Here is a 19059-nt window from a genome sequence, read left to right as displayed (position 1 = left end):
TGCGGGGATTCCCGAGCGTCTTGTTGCCATCTTTTAATTCTTCCCGCCATACCCCTTATATGTAGCATAAACGGCATTGGCGTATTGATCTGCCAGAATAGGACGGCCATAGGAATCGGTAGCGCCTGGATACCAGTTGTCCCCTCCGTTATAGTGCAGCAGGCCGTTGTATATATTTCCGAATCTAACAATCTTCTCATTCAGGATCAATGCGCCCAGGTATACCTGATCCTGTTCACTGCTGTGATTATAGGCGCGGCCAAATTTGGCGCTGAATTGAGATAAATAGGCATTGCGTGTGTTAGGTTCGACCTGCATTAATCCGTCGCCGGCTGATGGGCTACCCGGCAGACCTGCTCCGAAGCTGCTTTCCTTCTTGATCACGGCACTCAGCAATAGAGCATAATCCCCGCCTTTCCCGAAGGCATTGTCTGCATTCACTACATAGGTCCAGATTTGGCTTGGGACTTCGGAAGGCTTGCTTACAGAAGGAGGCGTTGAACCCGTATAGATCTTAACCGAACTCATCATGTCATTGACACTGTCGCCGACCCAGGATGAACTGGCAGTATAGGTCCATTTGGCTCCTCCAAAATTATCATTCTCATAGACTTCAACCGTCCAGCCGTTAGGAACCTTGAGCGAGGACATCCAGTCATTCGGAATTCCTGAAGCATTCAGCTGAGACAATACATAATTGCCTACGCCAAGGGTTACGGCCTTGCCGCCATAGTTGATATCTGCATAGAAGGTAACTCCGTTTGTTGATGGGGGTGTTGTGGGTGTCGGTGTTGTTGTTCCTCCGCTCTTCCATAGAGCAGGAACATTAGATGGCTCCCAGCCTACAAGGGAAGTATGTGCCTGAAGACAGGTGTAAGTACCTCCGCTATAGGTTACTGTATCATTTACTGCATATGCAGTATTTGGAGCCCATGCTCCCCTGGCGGCCGCGCTTGCAGGCGGTAAGGCGGTGAAGAATACGGAGAGGAATACTGCTAAAACTATCAATACGGATAACGCTCTGGCAGGGACTTTTTTATTCAATAGCCAAGCCTCCTTATAATATATTGACCTGTATCCCGCCCACAGGAGGATAAGCATCCACTTGGAGGATCCACAGGGTACTATATTTTATTACCGTTTTTATAATTAATTCCATGATTAATGTATCTTTAGCATTTTTATTTACCCCGCCGCAATTCATAAAAATACTGCACAACCGGATGCTTTAACTGCATCATCTCGGACATGCTTAAAATCCGCTTTTTGCCAACTCTCCTGTCCAGCAGGGCTAGAATATTCAATACCATATCCTTGCTCTCTAAGCTGTCCTCTATAGGAGTAGTTAGAAACTTATTAGCCACCACAATAAAATTCGATTTAGTTAATGCAGCCTGTGCTGACATTAGCTCTTTGGCATGTTCTGTGCTTTTTCTGCTTCTGGCCATTACGATTAGACGATCCTCCGGCACTGGCCCCTTGGTAGCTTGTCTGACTGCTTCAATGTCGTCACTGGTGATAGGAATTTGGATATCCGGGTCATTCTTAATTTCCAGCTCGGTTTGATACCATCTGATAGGGTTCGTTTTATCACTCATGTTGAGTACGTTCTTTTTATCTACCGAAATATAACAAATCCCTGATTTATCAGGCAGGTAACGGTAACCTGGGGCGCGGTATTCTACCCTTCCGTTTAACGCAGGACTGAGAAAGCCCTCCAGTTGTTGCTTCAATTTGCTCCAGGACATGTAATCCCCCTCCATATAAAAAAAGAGGAAAGGCTTATTGGCTCCGGGTTGGTCCCCCTCTCCATTCATCCAATCCTCATTTTCTTGACGTCTTTTTCTACTTTCCACATAGATTTCTACAATCTTGGCAAACTTAATCCCCACGTTCCTCCGCCCCATCCTGCTCTTTGCTTTCAAATTCACCCAACAGCGCACGCACTTCATTTGTGGACTTGGTGTTCATTAAGCTATTTCTTAATTCACTTGCCCCGCGGAATCCACGGACATATATTTTGAAGAATCGTTGAAGGGGGCTGAACGAACGTGGTGCCTGTACTGAGTATTGATCATAGAGATCCAGATGCAGCTGCAACAGATCAAGCAATTCCGTACTACTGTGCTCCCTCGGCTCCTTTTCAAAAGCAAATGGATTATGAAAAATACCGCGCCCGATCATAATCCCATCCACACCGTACTCTTCAGCGAGCCTCAGGCCGGTCTGACGGTCAGGGATATCCCCGTTAATGGTCAGCAGGGTATCGGGCGCCACCTCATCACGAAGCTTCTTAATCTCCGGAATCAGTTCCCAGTGGGCAGCTACTTTGCTCATTTCCTCTCTTGTACGCAGATGGATGGACAGATTCACAATGTCTTGCTGCAAAATATGGGTTAACCAGCCGCGCCATTCGTCTAAGCTGCTGAAACCGAGCCTTGTTTTTACGCTGACGGGCAGTCCCCCGGCTTTGGCGGCCTGGATGATATCCGCTGCGAGTTCGGGACGGCAGATCAGGCCGCTTCCCTTCCCATTCTCTGCTACATTCGCTACAGGACAACCCATATTAATATCGATGCCTTTCAAGCCTTCTTGCGCCATCCCGATGCTCATTTGACGGAAGAATTCCGGCTTATCTCCCCAGATATGAGCTACAATGGGCTGTTCATCCTCTGTAAACGTCAAACGCCCGCGCACCGCATGGTTACCCTCCGGGTGACAATAACTCTCCGTATTCGCAAACTCCGTAAAAAACACATCCGGTCTGGCTGCTTCACCTACGACATGGCGAAAAACAACATCCGTCACATCTTCCATGGGCGCCAGTATAAAAAAAGGCCGTGGTAAATCACGCCAAAAATTCTCTGTCATATCCAAAACCTCTCTATGAATACAGGACAAATCTTTATCCCGAAGTAGTAAAACTAAGTTGTTTATGCCCTTACTTCTTCTTCACTTATAGCATGTTTTAACAGTATATCATACCCCCGAGAGATCCGTTAATTTCCCCAACTCGATCCCCGCACCTTCTTATTTTTCCAGATCTCCCCACTTCGAGCGAAACCAAGGGTAAAAAAGTTTAGGCTCGTAAGTTAAAGAAGCGATTCATTCGGCGACCAGAAGAATACATTATAACATCATAACAATTAACGGGGATGCCTAAACCTATTTTCGCCGCACATAGAAGAAACCGCGCCAGCAATAGCTGTCACGGCTTCCATCATCCTTATGCGAATTTCTTACTTATTATACAGTCTGTAGAGGAACACCGCAGCTTCTGCTTTGGTTGTGTTTCCGGTCGGGTTGACTTTGTTCCCGCTGCCTTCGATCAACCCTTCCTTAACCATCGCAGCTACGCTGTTCACCGCATAGGAAGCAACTTCGGACTTGTCGGTGAATCTCTCCAGATCTGCAGCCTCAGCCTGGTTACTCAACTTCTTCTCAAGTTTCAAGGCTCTTTCGGTCAACACCATCATGTCCTGTCTTGTGATCTTATAGGCGCTGCCGAATCTGTCGTTGTCTATGCCATTCGTAATACCAAGTGCTTTAGCAATTGCAATTTCATTATAGTAATAAGTACTCTTCTGTACATCGCTGAAATTTCCATTTACTCTTGCATTCAAGCCAAGTGCCCTGACAAGGGAGTACAGGAAATCTGCCCTTGTGATACCGGTTGACGGATTGAATACATGACCTTCTGTCTTGAGAATATCCTTTGACGCAAGTACTTCGACCGCGTTCTTGGCCCATACAGCCGTTCCGAGATCTGTAAATGTCCTGGATGCGTAAGCTACTGCGTAGCTGCTGAAATGAGTTGTTGTGAATGTTACCATACCGGTCTTGGGAGCATAGCGTCCGCTCGGTACTATTAGAACATCCCCGCTTCCGTCAATGTACCAGACAACAATCATTTCGGGATTCTTCAATTCATCCGCAGACGGCTTGTAAGGCACGGATACCGTTACAGGTGCATCGGGATTGCTCCAGGCCGTTTCTTTGCCGTCCACCTTAAGGCTAAGCTGAATGACCGGCCTATTGCCGAGAGCCGTTTTCACTTCCGCCGGAAGCTTGGCCTTGTCGCCTTTTCCAATCTCCAGTGCTACTTCCTTGCCGCTGCTTTCAGTTGTGCCTGTCAACATGTTACCGGATATTACTACCTGACCGAATTCTGTGGAAATTGTGAGTTTGTCATCCTTTGTTCCGCTTGTCAGTGCTGCAGCAGGCAAGCCTACCGAGTATGAATTCACTCCTTGTGCCGCTGGTATGTCCAGGGTAACATTTTTCTCCATGAATTCCTTTGCTTTTGCCAGATCAAGTACCTTAACAAATGCAGTTCCATTATTCACAGTCGCCTGCATGGTTACTTTCTGGCCCTGTACAACTGGTGCTGCAGGTGTTGCAGATGCTGCAGGTGCAGACGTTGAATACGTTGCAGGTGCAGGCGTTGAAGATGTCCCAGGATCAGGCGTTGCAGATGGTGTTCCAGGTTCCGGAGTGGACGGAGTCTCCGTCTTGCTATTGGTTACTTTTAGGGTATACGTCTTGACCCTGCCGTCTGCACCTGTGACCTCAACCTTTATATCCGTTTTTGTACCAGGTGTCAGCGCTATAGCTTCAGAAGCGGTACCGCTGGCAACCACCGTATCGTTCACTTTAATGGTTGACCTGCTGTCTGCCGCTGCCGCTGTCACGGTAATACTGTCAGCATCCTTCAGGGACACATCATACTCTGTGGTGGCTGCGTTGAACGCCGGCTGGAGTGTTCCCGCACTCAGTGTCAGGCTGCTGAGGTCGGCATTCACACTATTTGGTGTATAGACTCCAAGATCGCCAAGGTCGATGGCATTATTCCCGATGGTCTGATATTCGCCTGCAAAGTAATCATCCAGATACGAATGTCCAAGAATAAATCTGTCCGGCTTCATGGCGCCATAGTAGCCGGCATTTGCATTGCTCTGCCCGTCAAACAGGACATAGCTCCCCTGCCATCCGGAACCGGATACACCCCAGCTGATAATGTGATCGATATACGGGGCGAACTTGTTGAACATTTTGTAGAGCAGCGCGTACTGATAACCAAGGGCGTCCGACTGTCTGACATTGAGTACTGCGGGAGCAGTCGCACCGCCTCCGGGAGCATCGGTCGGCACCTTAAGGTCAAGCTCTGAATAGGTAATACCAGATAGCAGGCCCCGGTCAACGAGAGAGGCATAGAGGGCCATCGCATATTGGTTATCGCTTGCAAGGGTCTTACCCACCGCGTCGTGTCCCTGGATACCGATGTCCTCGATAAGAGGTCTTCCGTCATACAGCGGATCGGAGCGCCATGCAGTATTTAATTCGAGAACCATGTTGTATACAGTCCTCGCTTTGCTGCGGGTCGCTAGTCCGTAATCGTTATAGGTCAGCTTCGGAGGATTATCAACGATGTAAGCGTCAATGCTGCCTTCATTGTCGTGTCCATCAAGCTTCATGTACTCTGGAAGGTTAGCGTAATTGGCTTTGTAAGCTTCTGCCATCTTGGCGTTGGGGGCCGCGATGTGCGCGTTTTTGAAAAGCAAGTAAACGTAATGATCTGTGATGTCGCCGCCAATCTGACCATCTGACATTGCAGCAAGCCAGTTGGTGTGTTTCAGGCTCGTTCTCCAGCTGTTCGCATCCCCCGGGATGAGTTCGCTGTGGCGGCTTTCGTGTACCTCTTCGTTGAGTACATCCCAGGAATTGAAAGGAATGACGCCACGGGATTCGCTTGAGCCGTACTTCGTATCTGTGGTCAGGAAGTGCCGCATCACATACATGGTGTGGTTAAACTGCACTCTTCTTGCCATCTCTTTGTCTACCTTAACCGTAGTGGTAACGCCGTTGCCAAGTCCGTAGAAATCGGCCCCGCCATTATACCCGGAGGCAAGGTTCGCAGGAATAATCTGAGTCATCCAGCCAGGCGCCTGGTTGTACCATGCCAGAACATGGCCGTGAGACTTGTACTGTCCGGGAGTTCCCGAATCCCTGATCGCCTGATAAGCGTTAGTCGGGAAACTGTATTCCGCTAAGCCAGGGGCAGTGGTTGCGCCGTTCAGGGCCTCGCCGTTAACGCTTTTCAGCCATTCCGGGCCACGGGGATGCGTTCCATCGGCCTTCAGATTGTTGCCGTCGACGAAGATTTCATAGTGATTGGCTCTGGTTCCGGTTACGGGTCCGGTGCCGATCGCACCAACCATAAACAGACCATTTTCCTTATTGTAAACACTCTTTAGAGGCGCTACGGCACTCTGCTGTTCCTTGTTGACTACGCTCGGAAGTGCAACACCATTAGGATCAGGTGCGGTAATCTGGATGTTGGCGACAAGCAGCATACCAGTTTCTTCAGGACGGGCATTCTCGCCATGAAGCTCAAGAATAAAGCTCGAGGAAACGCCTGTTGAGGCGGTAATACTGTGATGCGCCTTCAACCAGGATTCACCGTTGTAACTGCCAACCCAGTCGGGATTTAGGTTGTTGTACTGGTAATCCCTGAGGTAGCTATCAAGGTTGGTGTTGGTATTTCTGACTCTCCACCTCATGTATTTGCCCTGCGCGCTCTTAGGATAGTAGACATCGAATTCAATCGTTGAACTATCAGTGACATTTACGGACGGGGACAACGGGGATTCGAGACTTATGCCGCCGAACGTGCTTTTTCCGTTATGGGCGTAATTAATCTGAAGCACTTCCGCTTTACCTTGGGCATCTGCAAAAGGATACGGGATCGTCTTGAATGTGCCACCGGCAAAGTCGGCGGGGACACGGTTGTCCAGCGGAGTTCTTGCCGTCCAGGTATTAGTGGGCGCAGTAACTTTTACAGGAACCTTACCCGGACCCGGATCAAGACGGAAATAGGGATCGGAGCCGTCTGATTTGATATTTTTAGTGAAATTCATTATGGCTTCTTTAAGACTTGCAATAGCTTCGTCGGTGGGAGTGTTCACATTACGCGCGAACTCAAGCGCATCATTAAGAGCTTGGAGTTCGTCAACATGCACCCAGGGAAAAGCCTGGTTCACATCAGAACCATAGACAGCTCCATACACAGACTGACTGACTTGGAGCGGGAATTCCGGATTGCCGGTTTTTAAAGCTTCGGCTTGAGCAATGAGGTCGTTCAGTTCAATTGACGGTTCCTCTCCAGCCGCAGCAGCCGGGACGGGAGTATACGTGAAGATGGAGAACAACATGATGAAGACGAGGAGACGGGAGATGTTGATTACACATTTTCTACTGTTCATCTTAGTTTGACTCCTTTTCTTAAGGAAATCTCTAAAGTCTTGTTTTAGAGTCATCGCAATTAATAGGTTGTTTCGGTTGCAGATATCCTATTTTTTAATATTTACTCCTGGGTTTATGTCATGTCTGGATTGACGATCAATACAACACCTCCCTCTGAACTTAAATAGCAGACAATAGATTGAAAACGCATTCACAAAAGCGGACGGATAGAAGGCCTCGATTATCTACAGCCCTGACATATGAATGCAGCCCTGCTTCTACTGACCACACTGATCCGCCAAATGTCTTGCGCAGTAACAAAACGATGCCCTTCCCTTCCAGATGTTAACTGTATGCGCTTTCCTGAGCAGCGTTTAAACGCCAATTCCTTGCTGTAATAGCTTTCATAATAACAACAGGAAGGGAAAGTCTAAATATGGGTAATGCACGAATGATTTTAATATATTACGAAAATACATCTTCACATCTGATCCTGCATCAGCATAAAAAAAAGAAGACACCAGGTTTCCTGGTGTCTTCTTTTCATTTAGGACAACGCCAAAAATTCTCTGTCATATCCAAAACCTCTCTATGAATACCAGGACAAATCTTTATCCCGAAGTAGTAAAACTAAGTTGTTTATGCCCTTACTTCTTCTTCATTTACAGCTTGTTAAAGTAAAGTATATCATACCCCCGGGAGAGGCATACATATCCCAAAAAATTCAAAAAAGAGGGGGCCGGATGAATTTTTGAGTAATCACCCGCTTCCTTATAAAATCCTTAAAAATGGCTGTTACGATAGCAGGAACGAATCAAAAGTGTACAAACTGGAATGTAAAATGGAGGAATTTAAGATGTATGAGTACATAATAGAAACCAATAATGTTTCTAAAAAATTCAAAAAGACATATGCAATAAAAGATTTATCTATGTCTGTAAGAAAAAATTCTGTCTACGGTTTATTAGGACCTAATGGTGCTGGCAAATCAACATTATTGAAGATGATTACAGGAATTATCAGACCGACTTCAGGTGAAATATTATTCAACAATCGCCCTTGGACCCGAAAAGATTTATTGAATATTGGTTCCTTAATCGAATCACCTCCATTGTATGAGAATTTAACGGCATTTGAAAATTTAAAAGTGCGGGCGGCTCTTATGGGGATTTCAACAAATAAATGTAATGAAGTTTTACAAAAAATGGACTTAATGGATACTAAAAATAAAAAGACATCTGATTTTTCGTTAGGAATGAAACAGAGATTGGGTATAGCATTAGCGCTGCTAAATAACCCCAAATTATTAGTCTTAGATGAACCTACAAACGGATTAGACCCTTTTGGTATTGAAGAATTAAGGGAAATGATTCGGACATTTGCGGAGTCTGGGATTTCTGTAATTATATCAAGTCATATTTTAAGCGAAGTACAACAAGTTGCCGATGACATAGGGATCCTATACAATGGATCGCTCCTGTATCAAGATAAAATTGATGCAAATGAAAATCTGGAACAACTGTTTATGGATATCGTCAGAAAGGAGCGCGAATCCTGATGTTACGAACCTATTTAAAAGCAGAAAACTTGAAATTTAAACGCTCCCTATTTAGAAAACTCATTATATTTATTCCAGTAGCTTTAATTTTAATATCTATGGTATTTATATTTATTGGTATTGGTTTAGGTGGTTTTTCAAGCTCTATAGTTTGCAATTGGTGTATGCCTATTGCGTCTTTGTCCATTATGTTTTTATGTCATCTAGTGAATAATAAGGATCAGAAACACAAATACCGAACTCTTTATAGTTTGCCCATCGACTTGAAGAAGACATTTATTTCCAAAACAATATTGATTGCGCTTAATCTTTTGATAATATCATTATTGCTCGCATTTATCACTGTTATCTCTGAATGCATATTGTCAGGTGTCTCAGATGCAATGGGTCATAGCGGATATTATCTTTTAGGATACTGCTTATTGTGGCTCTCTTTATTATGGCAGATCCCTTTCTGTTTATTTTTGGATCAAAAAGCCGGATTTGTTGGTTCTGTGATCATAAATTTGTTCGCCAGTGCGTCAGGTGGTTTATTTTTTTCCTTGACGCCTTTGTTTTGGTTCTTCCCATATAGCTGGCCTGCGAGGTTTATGGTTACAATATTTGGAGTTTTGCCAAACGGATTATTAGTCGAAGCAGATTCAAGATACATTTTAAATGTAGGAGAAAGTTCATTGCTGGTATTGATATCCTTGCTTGCTATGCTGGTTCTTTCCGCATTGTTTTCGCGCTGGTACGGAAAGCAGGTGTATCGCAAATGACGATTATAAGAGAGTTCTTGTCCAACTTTACCAAAATCAAACGAACTCCAATTATTTTATTGCATTTGTTACTGCCTATCGTGGTTACAACCTTATTTTTAGTTTATTACGCTTATGCCGGATACCATATTATTCCTGATGTAAGGTTGTTTTTCGTTATATTACAAATAGGTTATCCGATTTTTGTCAGTATCGTTGTGCCGATTTTAATTCACTTAGATAGGAATATAAACAATATTCAAAATGCTCTAGGTTTAGTAGAGTCCCGAAGAAGCGTATACCTGGGGAAATTGTTCTTTCTACTGTTTCTTTCAGCCATAAGTATGATAATATATGGACTTTGTTTCTATATTGGAGTCCATTTTTTTCTGGATATCCGCATAACACACTTTGGTTCATATCTTGACCTATTTTATATATTTTTGTTTAGCAATTTATTTTTATATTTATTACACGTTCCGATTGCTTTTCGGTTTGGTTCAAGTATTTCTGTTTTGTTAGGGATCTCTGGTACAATTTTGGCAGGTTACTTTGAAAATGCGATGGGTGATACAATTTGGCCGATAATCCCTTGGGAATGGGGTGTTCGGTTTTTGGAAAATGATTTTGGCTTTTCAAGTACACCTGTTTTTCCTGGAATTATTTCTCTGATTATGATTACTTCGATTGTTCTGGTTTTGTCACTACTATGGTTTAGTAGATGGGAGGGTACAGTCATACAAGAATAAAACAAGGAGGACAAACTATGCCGAAACTGTTGGTGGTCGATGATGACCTTGATATGCTGGCCCTGGTGCGCGCCGCTCTGGAAAAGGACGGCCACCAGGTAGACACCGAAGCGGATACCGCTGCCGTGCAGCCCGCCCGGTGCCAGCTGTACGATCTTCTGCTGCTCGATGTGATGATGCCCGGCGAGGGTGGCTTTTCCCTTTGCAGCCGTATCCGTGCCGAGGTGGATTGCCCCATCCTGTTCCTAACCGCCAAGGCGGAAGATGCGGCCCTTGTACAGGGCTTTGGCCTGGGCGCCGATGATTACATAAAAAAGCCATTCAGTATTGCGGAGCTGCGCGCACGGGTAAACGCCCATCTGCGGCTCAGGGTGCGCCAGACCCGCGCCCTGAGCCGGGGCGGTGTGCGCTTTGATATACAGGCAAAAATGGCCATCGCGGGCGAACACACACTGCCCTTTACCAAGGGCGAATACGCCATCTGTGAGCACCTGGCCCTGCACGCTGGACAGGTGTTTACCAAAGAACAATTATACGAAGCGGTTTTCGGCCTTGATGCCGAGGGCGATTCGTCGGCCATTGCGGAGCACATCAAAAATATCCGCGCCAAGCTGAAAGCTGACGGCCTCAGCCCCATAGAAACCGTTTGGGGGGTGGGCTACAAATGGCGAAAAGACATCGTTCTGTAAGCCTTACCTTTGTGCTTTTGCGCTTTGCCATAGTTATGCTTGGCTGTATGCTCTTATGCTGCCTGGCATGGTATGCCGTCATGGTGCGGCTTCAAAACACCGGCGTTACATACCAGGGAGCGGTCTCCAGCCAACAGGTGGAGCAAATGCTGGCCGGAGAGCCAAAAACTTTTGTTTCTCCTGGTGACGATTTCCTGGCCGAGTATGCTTTGTTTGGCCGGAACGGCGAAGTGTTGGACAGCAACGTAGAGGGAAAGAAGCTGGAAGTCCTGGCCGGTTTTTTACAGGAGGACGCCCACAACTTAGATGTTTCGCGGCACACCTACGCGGATGGAAGCACCGTAATCCTTCGCTGGCATTACAGGGCAGAGTTTGTCAACCCTGTGCTGCGCGGCATGCTGCCCCCCGCTGAATACCTGGGGCTGGCCACCCTTGGTGTAGCGTTGGTGCTTTGTCTGCTGTTTAACACCCTGTGGCTCCGTCGGCGCCTCGCCGCCAAGCTGAAGCTGTTCAGCGAGGTGAGCGGGAAGGTAGGCGCGCAGGATCTGGATTTTGCCATTCCCCACGCAGGTATACGGGAGTATGACCAGGCGCTCGGTGCTATGGAACATATGCGGGAGGCATTGTACAGCTCCCTGTCCTCCCAATGGGCGGCACAGCAAGAACGCGAGGCGGAAATAGCCGCACTCGCGCATGATTTAAAAACCCCGCTCACCCTGGTGGGAGGCAATGCCGAACTTCTGCTGGATGAAGAACTGCCTGAGAGCAGCCGCAAAATGGTGGAAACCATTGTGGCAAGCAACGACCGGGCCAAGCAGTATGTTACCAGCCTGCTGGAAACCTCCGCCGGTGCAGATGAGGCATTTGAAAACACCAGCCTGCCCGCCATGTTTGACGAGCTTTGCCAGAGCACAATGGCCATTGCAGAAGCCAAGAGGGTTTGCCTGCAAACCCAAAACGGCCTGGAGGGTGCTGCGGGCATTCAGAAAGACCATTTACTTCGCGCTCTCGGTAATGTGGTGCAGAATGCCATCGAGCATACACCGGCGGGTGGAAACGTGTATTTGGAAGGCAGCATGGTAGATGGCGGCTGGCAAGTCACTGTGTGTGATGAAGGCCCCGGCTTTAGCAAGGCGGCGTTACACCATGCAACAGAGCGCCTATGGCGCGGTGATGCAGCGCGTGGCGCCGATGGACACAGTGGCCTTGGCCTTTGGTTTGCAGCACAAGTAGCAAAAACGCACGCAGGACAACTAGAACTGCGCAACTGCGCTTCTGGTGGGGTGGTTACAATCAAGTTCCCAGGGACTATTCGGAACACTTGAAAATATGAGAAGCTAGATTTAAAGTCAGCATGTGAAAATTGGAATCCAGAGACCGATTGCCGATCTTTGATGTGCTTTTGGAATTGCCTAATCCTTATACGGATCAAACTCATCCGCTCCAGCCATACAAACACCAATCGGTTTCAGAACATGCATGACCTCGATTGTTTCAGCATGCGCATCTAATACTTCTTGAAGCTTCCGGTAAACAAAAGGACTTTCGTCCGTGCCTGCACCGCGCAGTTCAACACCGAAATCCCGAACTGCCTCCAGCATTTGCTCTGTCGAAATTTGACCGCCGCTGCGGGTGCGGGTTTTCCAATTCATTTTGCCTGCCGCCTCAGTCCGGCTCATGATCCGTCCCGCTCCATGAACGGTGCTATAGTAAGAATCTTTGCTCTCTAGACTATCCTTTCCTTTTACGACTACGGATATATCCCCCATGCTGCCGCCGATAAAACCAACCTGGCCGGGCGCGGACGGGGTCGCCCCTTTGCGGACGACGACGACTTCTTTTCCGTTGTGTGTTTCTTTCCAAGCATAGTTATGATGGTTATGAACTTCGAGGTCCGCTTCCGTTCCCAGCATGGCTAATACTTGCCGGATCACATAATCCCTGCCTGCATAGGCGTAGCGTCCGGCCAGCTTCATTGCTCTGTAATACATATCGCCAAGCTCACTACTCAGATCAAGCAGTATGGGCGGCTGGTCCATCTTTTCACCGGGGGCGCTGGCGAGAAAGTCTCTGCCAGCAGCCAGATTAATAAAACCGCTCGCCGTTTTATGCCCGAACCCTCTGCTCCCGAAATGATTAGCGATCCACACACGGCCTGTTCCGGCCTCTTCAAACAAGTCTACGAAGTGGTTTCCGCTGCCGACCGTACCTAGCTGACTCTGTGCCAATGCCTTCAGCTTGTCGTGCTCCTGTTTGCCTACCGCCATGAAAACGGCCCAATCCGGATCGTCGAAAAGATCATGGCCGACCTTTTCATTATTGACACGGCCTACTCCGAAGGAGATTCTGCGAGCGATCTCGTCCATAATCCCCGCCAAGCCGGGCTGTATATCTTCAACAGACAAGCTGGTTCGCACCGCTTTATTTCCGCACGCAATATCATAACCAACGCCTGACGGGGAGATTTGCCCATCGTATACAACCACCCCGCCGATCGGCTGACTGTAGCCTTTATGATGATCTGCCATAAGCAGAGTTTGAACGACATTTCCTGTTTCCGCGCACGTTTTTGCTTGAGCCAGCGCTCCGCTGTCGGGATTACCCCAGACCCGCACGCCGTCTATATTTTTATAAGCCATACAACCATTCAACTCCTACATAATGAATGTTTTTTCAATACTTACAAACCTTTTGCCTCACGGAGTTTGAGAAGCCGTTCTTTTACCGAGTCTTCAGGCTCGACTTCTAATAAATGAGTGACCGCGTAAGCCAGCCGCTCCCCCCAAGAAGCAACGTTCCAGCCCTCCAATGCCTTGATCGCCATATTCCGATTTGAGATTACTGGACTGTTCAGGCCAGTGAGGATCAATTCCATACCAATCCCCTCGAACCGGTCCAAGCTCTGCAAGATAGCGCCCAATTTCCTATGTGCTGCATATTCTTCGCCAAATCCCATCTCATTCCCGGGGCCAGTGGCGATTTGCTGCAAGGAAGCTGTTCGATGGCGAATTGAACAAACCTATGAATTCGTTCTGGATCATTCGATTTCATGAGCTGAAAGTAATAAAAATCCTGTAGCGGGTTTTCTGCAAGCTGATCGTAAAGAGTGTCCCAAATATCAATGCCAAGCTGCTCCGCACAAGCTACGCCATAGTAACGGTCCGGTGAATCACCGCTGCTAACAGCATCCATAACGATGCTCATCCACTTGGTGTCGGCAATAATCGATTGGCAAGCATCACTGATATCGGTTCTTAACTGCTCACTCCAGCCCGCCGACATCCGGACAGCCCACTTCTCCTCATCCTGAGCCAGGAAGTCGTGAATGCTAAATATAGCTGACAGATGCTTTGCGGTTGACCCCAACTCCCGGTTTAGCCTCACGTAATCAGACAACACCTGCGGAGCATGCTCATAATCATCAATGTCCTCAGCCGGCCCGCCATTCAATAACGCTTCAATGATATCGGTTGCCCCATCAAATAATGAACTATCTACCCGCTCAGCCGAAAGCGCCTCCCGCAAGCCACCATTTCTTGCACAAATACAGGCTAAATATTCGTTCATGACGCTGTTGTGGCATCCTTGCCGCAACAGCCAATCTTTTATCTCCTGACTAGCCGGCTCAAGTCTCTCGACGATATGTATTTTCCCCCAGCCATGAACACGTTGAGCCAATTCAAATAGAACTTGGTTGCTATCTTCCATTCCATTATGAATAGCAACTGCGGCATATAGCGTAAATTCCTCGTGTCCCCCCAGCGTTAAAAGCAGGTCCTTTTCTTGCTCATTCTGAAAAAGGCCCAGCATTGCAATTCCGAATTTGACGACATTCCGGTGAGCCGCATGTTCCGCCAACCATTTCGCCTCAAGGAATACGGAACCCGGCTGTATTCCGGGCTGCTTGCGTACTTCATCTAGAACGGCATCAATCATGCCGCCTATATCTGTCTTCACAAGCTTAGCATATAGGGCCTTTCTTGTTGAATTCTTAGGCTTTCTGGATTGCTTCGCCAGCAGGTGAACCAGCTCTCGTGCCTCATCCGTCATCTTAGCAGGTCCGCCATGATGTCCAAATGCTCCATCCAAACCGCCCGCTACCCATTTGATTTTACTTCCGGACCAAAATTCTTCGTCATCCGGCAGCGATCCGTCCACAGATTCCCCTTGTCCCTGAATATAGGAATAAATGGAGGTCTTCCCCTCCCAAAGTGGCCGTTTAGCTCTATCAAACAAAATAATCACCGTTCACATCACCTCTTTCCATACTTCCTTCACACCGTTCTGAACAAATCGATGATCTTTTAAGCCGCCGCTTTATCGCATCAGCTTCTGTATCTATATTCGCTTATTTTGGTAGCAACGAACATGGCGAATGTATTACGACTGGGATAAAGTTTTCTCATTTCATCCAATTCTCTTTTCTGGTAACTTAATAACTATTGGATTATCAAATAATTGGCTCTATGTTCAAAGTGAAGGGATTTTTTATAATTTCATCACCCACAACATTTTGCCTGGGAAGTCAGCGCGTATGTATTTGAATGCAAAGATCGCTGCGTGGTGGACTTAAACTAAATTTTCATTCCTCTAGCAATAAACTCTCTGACATTACACACATGTGAGATTTTTATTTTTCCGCTAACTCCTTGGAGATGTGGCTCAGAATTCCACCAAGGCGATTCTCTTAGCAGTTCGAGATTAAATATCCGCTCCCAGCTCTCCTCCTTCGACATCTTCAATTCGTTTCTATAAAAGGCTTCCCACTCCGCTTCATCTAGCGCCAAGAAGCTATCGTTTAGAACACAATGCCATGCATCAAAATCTGATAAAAGCACCTGTTCACTCGGAATCTCTACTTCGAGGCTCACAGCATGAGTACCACCATTGAAATGACCACTTCTTCGAAGATCAGGTTTTTCCGTCCATAGCCATATAGGGAATTCACCCAAATAATTAGGAATTCTCTTTTTCATCTGACTCATCATCCAATGATAGTCCCTTAGCATTTCTCCCCATATGAAATCAGAGTTGCCAACCAAATAACCAATGTCTTGAGCTTTTTTCCAGGCTTCAATTGTTTGATTTGTCCAATAGCGGGCCATATTAGTCCCCTTCTGTGAAGTGAGTATTAACTTACACAATTAAATTCTATATTTTCCATACTTCTTCTTTGTACTCGTCCTTTACAGACAACTTCCCTTCTCATTTTTTCATTTTTATATCACGTAATATCACTATCTTGTTTTTGAAGTCACTGTTGATATATTCTCTTGAGAAAATTCATACCACGTTACATCCCTTTTAGCATCTTCTTCTTTAACAAAAGCTTTATATGAATCTATAGTAACTAGTTTATTATTGATGTAGTATGCTATGGCGAATGTGGTGAATGATTCATCAGTAGCACTTGATTCATGATAAGCTAAATTGTCAATTTCACAGGAATTGGTTTGGAATCTTAATTTTCCATATCCGTTGTAAGTTAACCCGCCGCTTAACCATCTAAATGTTCCGTCAGTTTTAAGATCACTTAACTGGTCGTTTCCAAAAAAGTAGCCATAGACTTCACCGTTCATATAATGCAGGACTTCAACAAAATTTGGATTCTCATCTACTGTTAATCCAAGAACAACTTCAGGTATTTTGTCACCATCCATATCAAGCACGGCAAAGTGATTTATTTTAGATGTAGTTCCATAAATCTCGTTATTAGTTAAAAAATCATTCAAATATACCTTTTTCTTAGTTTCTATGCTGTAGAATTCAATCTTATTTTGCAATACTATCTTATATGCTTCCATTGCTAAACTCTTATTGTTCTCAGGTTTACTTTCAGAAGGAGTAATATGGGCAGAAGAAGTAATTGTTGGAACACTGGTGTCAGAAATTTTATTACCACTCGACCTACTGTAATTATTTAGGTTTAAACTACTTTTATTGGTGGAACACGCAGTTATTGAAATACTTAACAGAAACATTAGAAGCACACACTTAATTTGTGATCTCATTTAATCTCTCCTCAACTATTTGCTTCGTCCCCTCCAAATCTTCAAACATACTAAACATAGCGTAGCACAAATGGGATATTTTTACTCATATCTTCTCAAATAGGTATACCCCACTTATAGTAGCCTTAGAAAAAGGAAAAAATCTCACAGGACGCAAAGAAGCCTTTCGGAACCAGACTGGATACCAAGCTGTTTGCCTGGATTGCTGACCTTTAATGCCGCCCTGCTTGTATATTTCCGTCAAAAGAAATTTAATAGTTATGGAGGTGTTAGGCTTGACGCCGAAAAACCGGCTGACGGATGATATAAGAGCAGTAAAGTAAAGGATGATGAACATAAATGAAACGGATATTTTTGGTTGAGGACGATAAGACAATCGCTAAAAACCTTATACTTTTGCTTCGCTCGGAGGGATTTACAGTCACCCATGCCCCTACACGGAGTGAAGCCCTTGCCGCACTTGCCGGGAATACATTTGACTTGGCATTGATTGATATTTCTTTGCCTGACGGAAATGGCTTTACGGTTTGCACGGAAATCAAAGAAACTGGGGATGTTCCCGTTATCTTCCTGACAGCTTCCGGCGATGAGTCGAGTGTTGTTACCGGGCTGAACTTGGGCGCGGACGACTATATCACCAAGCCTTTTCGTCCGCGTGAATTGATTGCGCGAATTGGAACCGCCTTGCGAAAAAGCGGGCGTCCCGGGCCGGATTTTGAAATTCGCGGGCTTCATGTCGATACGGCAAGCGGCATTGTGAAAAAAAACGGCAGCGAGGTTTTTCTTTCAGCATTAGAATACCGCTTGTTGCTGGTGTTTATTAGCAACCCAAAAAGTATTATCACGAGGGGGAGGCTGCTTGACGAATTGTGGGACGCGGCGGGCGAGTTTGTCAATGACAATACACTGACCGTGTACATCAAACGCTTGCGGGAGAAGATCGAGAACGACCCGGCAAGCCCGCAAATTATTCTGACCGTTCGCGGGACGGGGTATAGATTGGGGGGCGGGTATGCTTCGGAATAGAGAGTTTCGGCAGTTTGCCATTTTGTTCTCCGTAATGGCTGCTGCCGCTGTTATGCTGGGATTTGCAATCAATGCGGCGGCGGGAGTCCTTGCCATTGCTTCTGCCGCTGCCTTTGGCACAGCGTTTGTCGCGTTTACCCAAGCCCGGTACAAAAGCATTGCGCGGATTTCAAATCAAATCGATCTTGTACTTCATAATGCTGACCATCTGTATATTGGTGAATCGGACGAGGGCGAACTTTCCATTCTGCACAGCGAGATAACAAAAATGACGCTGCGTATCCGGGACCAAAACGACGCGCTCAAAAAAGAAAAAAAACATCTTGCCGATTCGCTGGCCGACATCGCCCATCAACTCCGAACCCCGCTCACCTCCGCGAACCTCATTCTGTCATTGTTAGCGAATAACCCTAATGAGAACGAGCGGAAAGCATTTGTGCGGGAAACAGAGGAATTGCTTGTGCGGATGGATTGGCTGATTACTTCCCTATTGAAATTATCCCGTTTGGACGCGGGCATTGTGGTGTTCCAAAGCGGGCAGATCGATGTACACCACTTGATAAACGCCGCGCTTCGCCCGTTCCTGATCCCCATGGAACTGCATGATATTGATCTGCAAATAGACGCACCGGAAGGGATATTTATTCAGGGCGATTCAGGTTGGCTTTCGGAAGCCATTCAGAATATCCTCAAAAATTGCATGGAAAGCGCAGGCGATAACGGGAAGATTGAAATTGTCTGCACGGACAACCCGCTGTTTACTGAGATTACCATCCACGACAGCGGCGCAGGCTTTGAAAAAGAAGATTTACCCTCCCTGTTTGACCGGTTCTATCGTGGGAAATCCCCAAACGCTACAGGCTACGGAATTGGACTTTCTCTCTGCAGGATGATTATAACCCGTCAAGGAGGGACGATTACCGCAAAAAATCACCCGCAGGGCGGCGCGTTATTTGCCATTCGTTTCCCAAAGTGACGTATCTCTCACCTGAAAGTCACAGAGATGTAAGTTGAAGGTTCTATTATATGGGTAAACCATGAGAT

Annotated in this window: 16 protein-coding genes; 7 read left to right on the top strand and 9 right to left on the bottom strand. The window is 46.4% G+C overall.

Features of this window, described 5'->3' with window-relative positions; genetic code table 11:
* Positions 1 to 33 precede the first annotated feature (33 nt).
* The 4 genes from BLQ82_RS25330 to BLQ82_RS25315 form a co-directional block, all read right to left on the bottom strand.
* Complete coding sequence (locus BLQ82_RS25330) at positions 34 to 1044, bottom strand: carbohydrate-binding protein (RefSeq protein ID WP_244280999.1); 1011 nt, start codon at positions 1042 to 1044, stop codon at positions 34 to 36.
* A 137-nt stretch (positions 1045 to 1181) separates the two neighbouring features.
* Positions 1182 to 1748 (bottom strand): SF0329 family protein, encoded by a 567-nt coding sequence (locus BLQ82_RS25325; protein WP_062524461.1) that lies wholly within the window; start codon positions 1746 to 1748, stop codon positions 1182 to 1184.
* Positions 1749 to 1881: 133 nt separating this feature from the next.
* Entirely contained in the window at positions 1882 to 2871 is a 990-nt protein-coding gene (locus BLQ82_RS25320) for a tRNA dihydrouridine synthase (protein ID WP_062524214.1), read from the bottom strand.
* Positions 2872 to 3239: 368 nt separating this feature from the next.
* The gene (locus BLQ82_RS25315) at positions 3240 to 7262 is read right to left on the bottom strand and encodes an S-layer homology domain-containing protein (protein WP_062524213.1); all 4023 of its coding nucleotides are present in this window, start codon (positions 7260 to 7262) and stop codon (positions 3240 to 3242) included.
* An 836-nt stretch (positions 7263 to 8098) separates the two neighbouring features.
* Here BLQ82_RS25315 and BLQ82_RS25310 point away from each other — a divergent pair.
* The 5 genes from BLQ82_RS25310 to BLQ82_RS25290 are packed head-to-tail and all read left to right on the top strand — an operon-like array spanning position 8099 to position 12303.
* Positions 8099 to 8800 (top strand): lantibiotic protection ABC transporter ATP-binding protein, encoded by a 702-nt coding sequence (locus BLQ82_RS25310; protein ID WP_062524459.1) that lies wholly within the window; start codon positions 8099 to 8101, stop codon positions 8798 to 8800.
* Entirely contained in the window at positions 8800 to 9561 is a 762-nt protein-coding gene (locus BLQ82_RS25305; RefSeq protein ID WP_062524212.1) for a lantibiotic immunity ABC transporter MutE/EpiE family permease subunit, read from the top strand. Before BLQ82_RS25310 ends, BLQ82_RS25305 begins: the two co-directional genes overlap by 1 nt.
* Positions 9558 to 10289: a lantibiotic immunity ABC transporter MutG family permease subunit gene (locus BLQ82_RS25300; protein WP_062524211.1), complete on the top strand. Its 732-nt coding sequence runs from the start codon at positions 9558 to 9560 to the stop codon at positions 10287 to 10289. The genes BLQ82_RS25305 and BLQ82_RS25300 overlap by 4 nt, the downstream gene beginning before the upstream one ends.
* A 17-nt stretch (positions 10290 to 10306) precedes the next feature.
* Entirely contained in the window at positions 10307 to 10978 is a 672-nt protein-coding gene (locus BLQ82_RS25295) for a response regulator transcription factor (RefSeq protein WP_062524210.1), read from the top strand.
* On the top strand, positions 10954 to 12303 hold the full coding sequence (locus tag BLQ82_RS25290; protein ID WP_062524209.1) for a sensor histidine kinase: 1350 nt from the start codon (positions 10954 to 10956) through the stop codon (positions 12301 to 12303). Before BLQ82_RS25295 ends, BLQ82_RS25290 begins: the two co-directional genes overlap by 25 nt.
* 87 nt (positions 12304 to 12390) lie before the next feature.
* Here BLQ82_RS25290 and BLQ82_RS25285 read toward each other — a convergent pair whose 3' ends face one another.
* From BLQ82_RS25285 to BLQ82_RS25270, 5 genes are all read right to left on the bottom strand, one after another.
* Complete coding sequence (locus tag BLQ82_RS25285; protein WP_062524208.1) at positions 12391 to 13617, bottom strand: RtcB family protein; 1227 nt, start codon at positions 13615 to 13617, stop codon at positions 12391 to 12393.
* A 41-nt stretch (positions 13618 to 13658) separates the two neighbouring features.
* Positions 13659 to 13853: a hypothetical protein gene (locus BLQ82_RS32845; protein ID WP_244280998.1), complete on the bottom strand. Its 195-nt coding sequence runs from the start codon at positions 13851 to 13853 to the stop codon at positions 13659 to 13661.
* Positions 13844 to 15223: a limonene hydroxylase gene (locus tag BLQ82_RS25280; protein ID WP_244280996.1), complete on the bottom strand. Its 1380-nt coding sequence runs from the start codon at positions 15221 to 15223 to the stop codon at positions 13844 to 13846. Before BLQ82_RS25280 ends, BLQ82_RS32845 begins: the two co-directional genes overlap by 10 nt.
* Before the next feature lie 329 nt (positions 15224 to 15552).
* Entirely contained in the window at positions 15553 to 16083 is a 531-nt protein-coding gene (locus tag BLQ82_RS25275) for a DUF3841 domain-containing protein (protein ID WP_062524207.1), read from the bottom strand.
* A 132-nt stretch (positions 16084 to 16215) separates the two neighbouring features.
* Positions 16216 to 16989, bottom strand: a complete 774-nt coding sequence (locus tag BLQ82_RS25270) for a hypothetical protein (protein ID WP_143013546.1) — start codon at positions 16987 to 16989, stop codon at positions 16216 to 16218.
* 339 nt (positions 16990 to 17328) lie between these two features.
* Between BLQ82_RS25270 and BLQ82_RS25265 the strand changes: the two genes are divergently transcribed.
* Both BLQ82_RS25265 and BLQ82_RS25260 read left to right on the top strand, forming a co-directional pair.
* Entirely contained in the window at positions 17329 to 18015 is a 687-nt protein-coding gene (locus BLQ82_RS25265; protein WP_062524205.1) for a response regulator transcription factor, read from the top strand.
* A gap of 22 nt (positions 18016 to 18037) precedes the next feature.
* Positions 18038 to 18991 (top strand): sensor histidine kinase, encoded by a 954-nt coding sequence (locus BLQ82_RS25260; protein WP_244280994.1) that lies wholly within the window; start codon positions 18038 to 18040, stop codon positions 18989 to 18991.
* The last annotated feature ends 68 nt before the right edge of the window (positions 18992 to 19059 follow it).

This window comes from Paenibacillus jilunlii (assembly GCF_900102965.1).
GTDB lineage: Bacteria > Bacillota > Bacilli > Paenibacillales > Paenibacillaceae > Paenibacillus_AQ > Paenibacillus_AQ jilunlii.
This window is presented reverse-complemented; position numbering and strand designations above follow the sequence as displayed.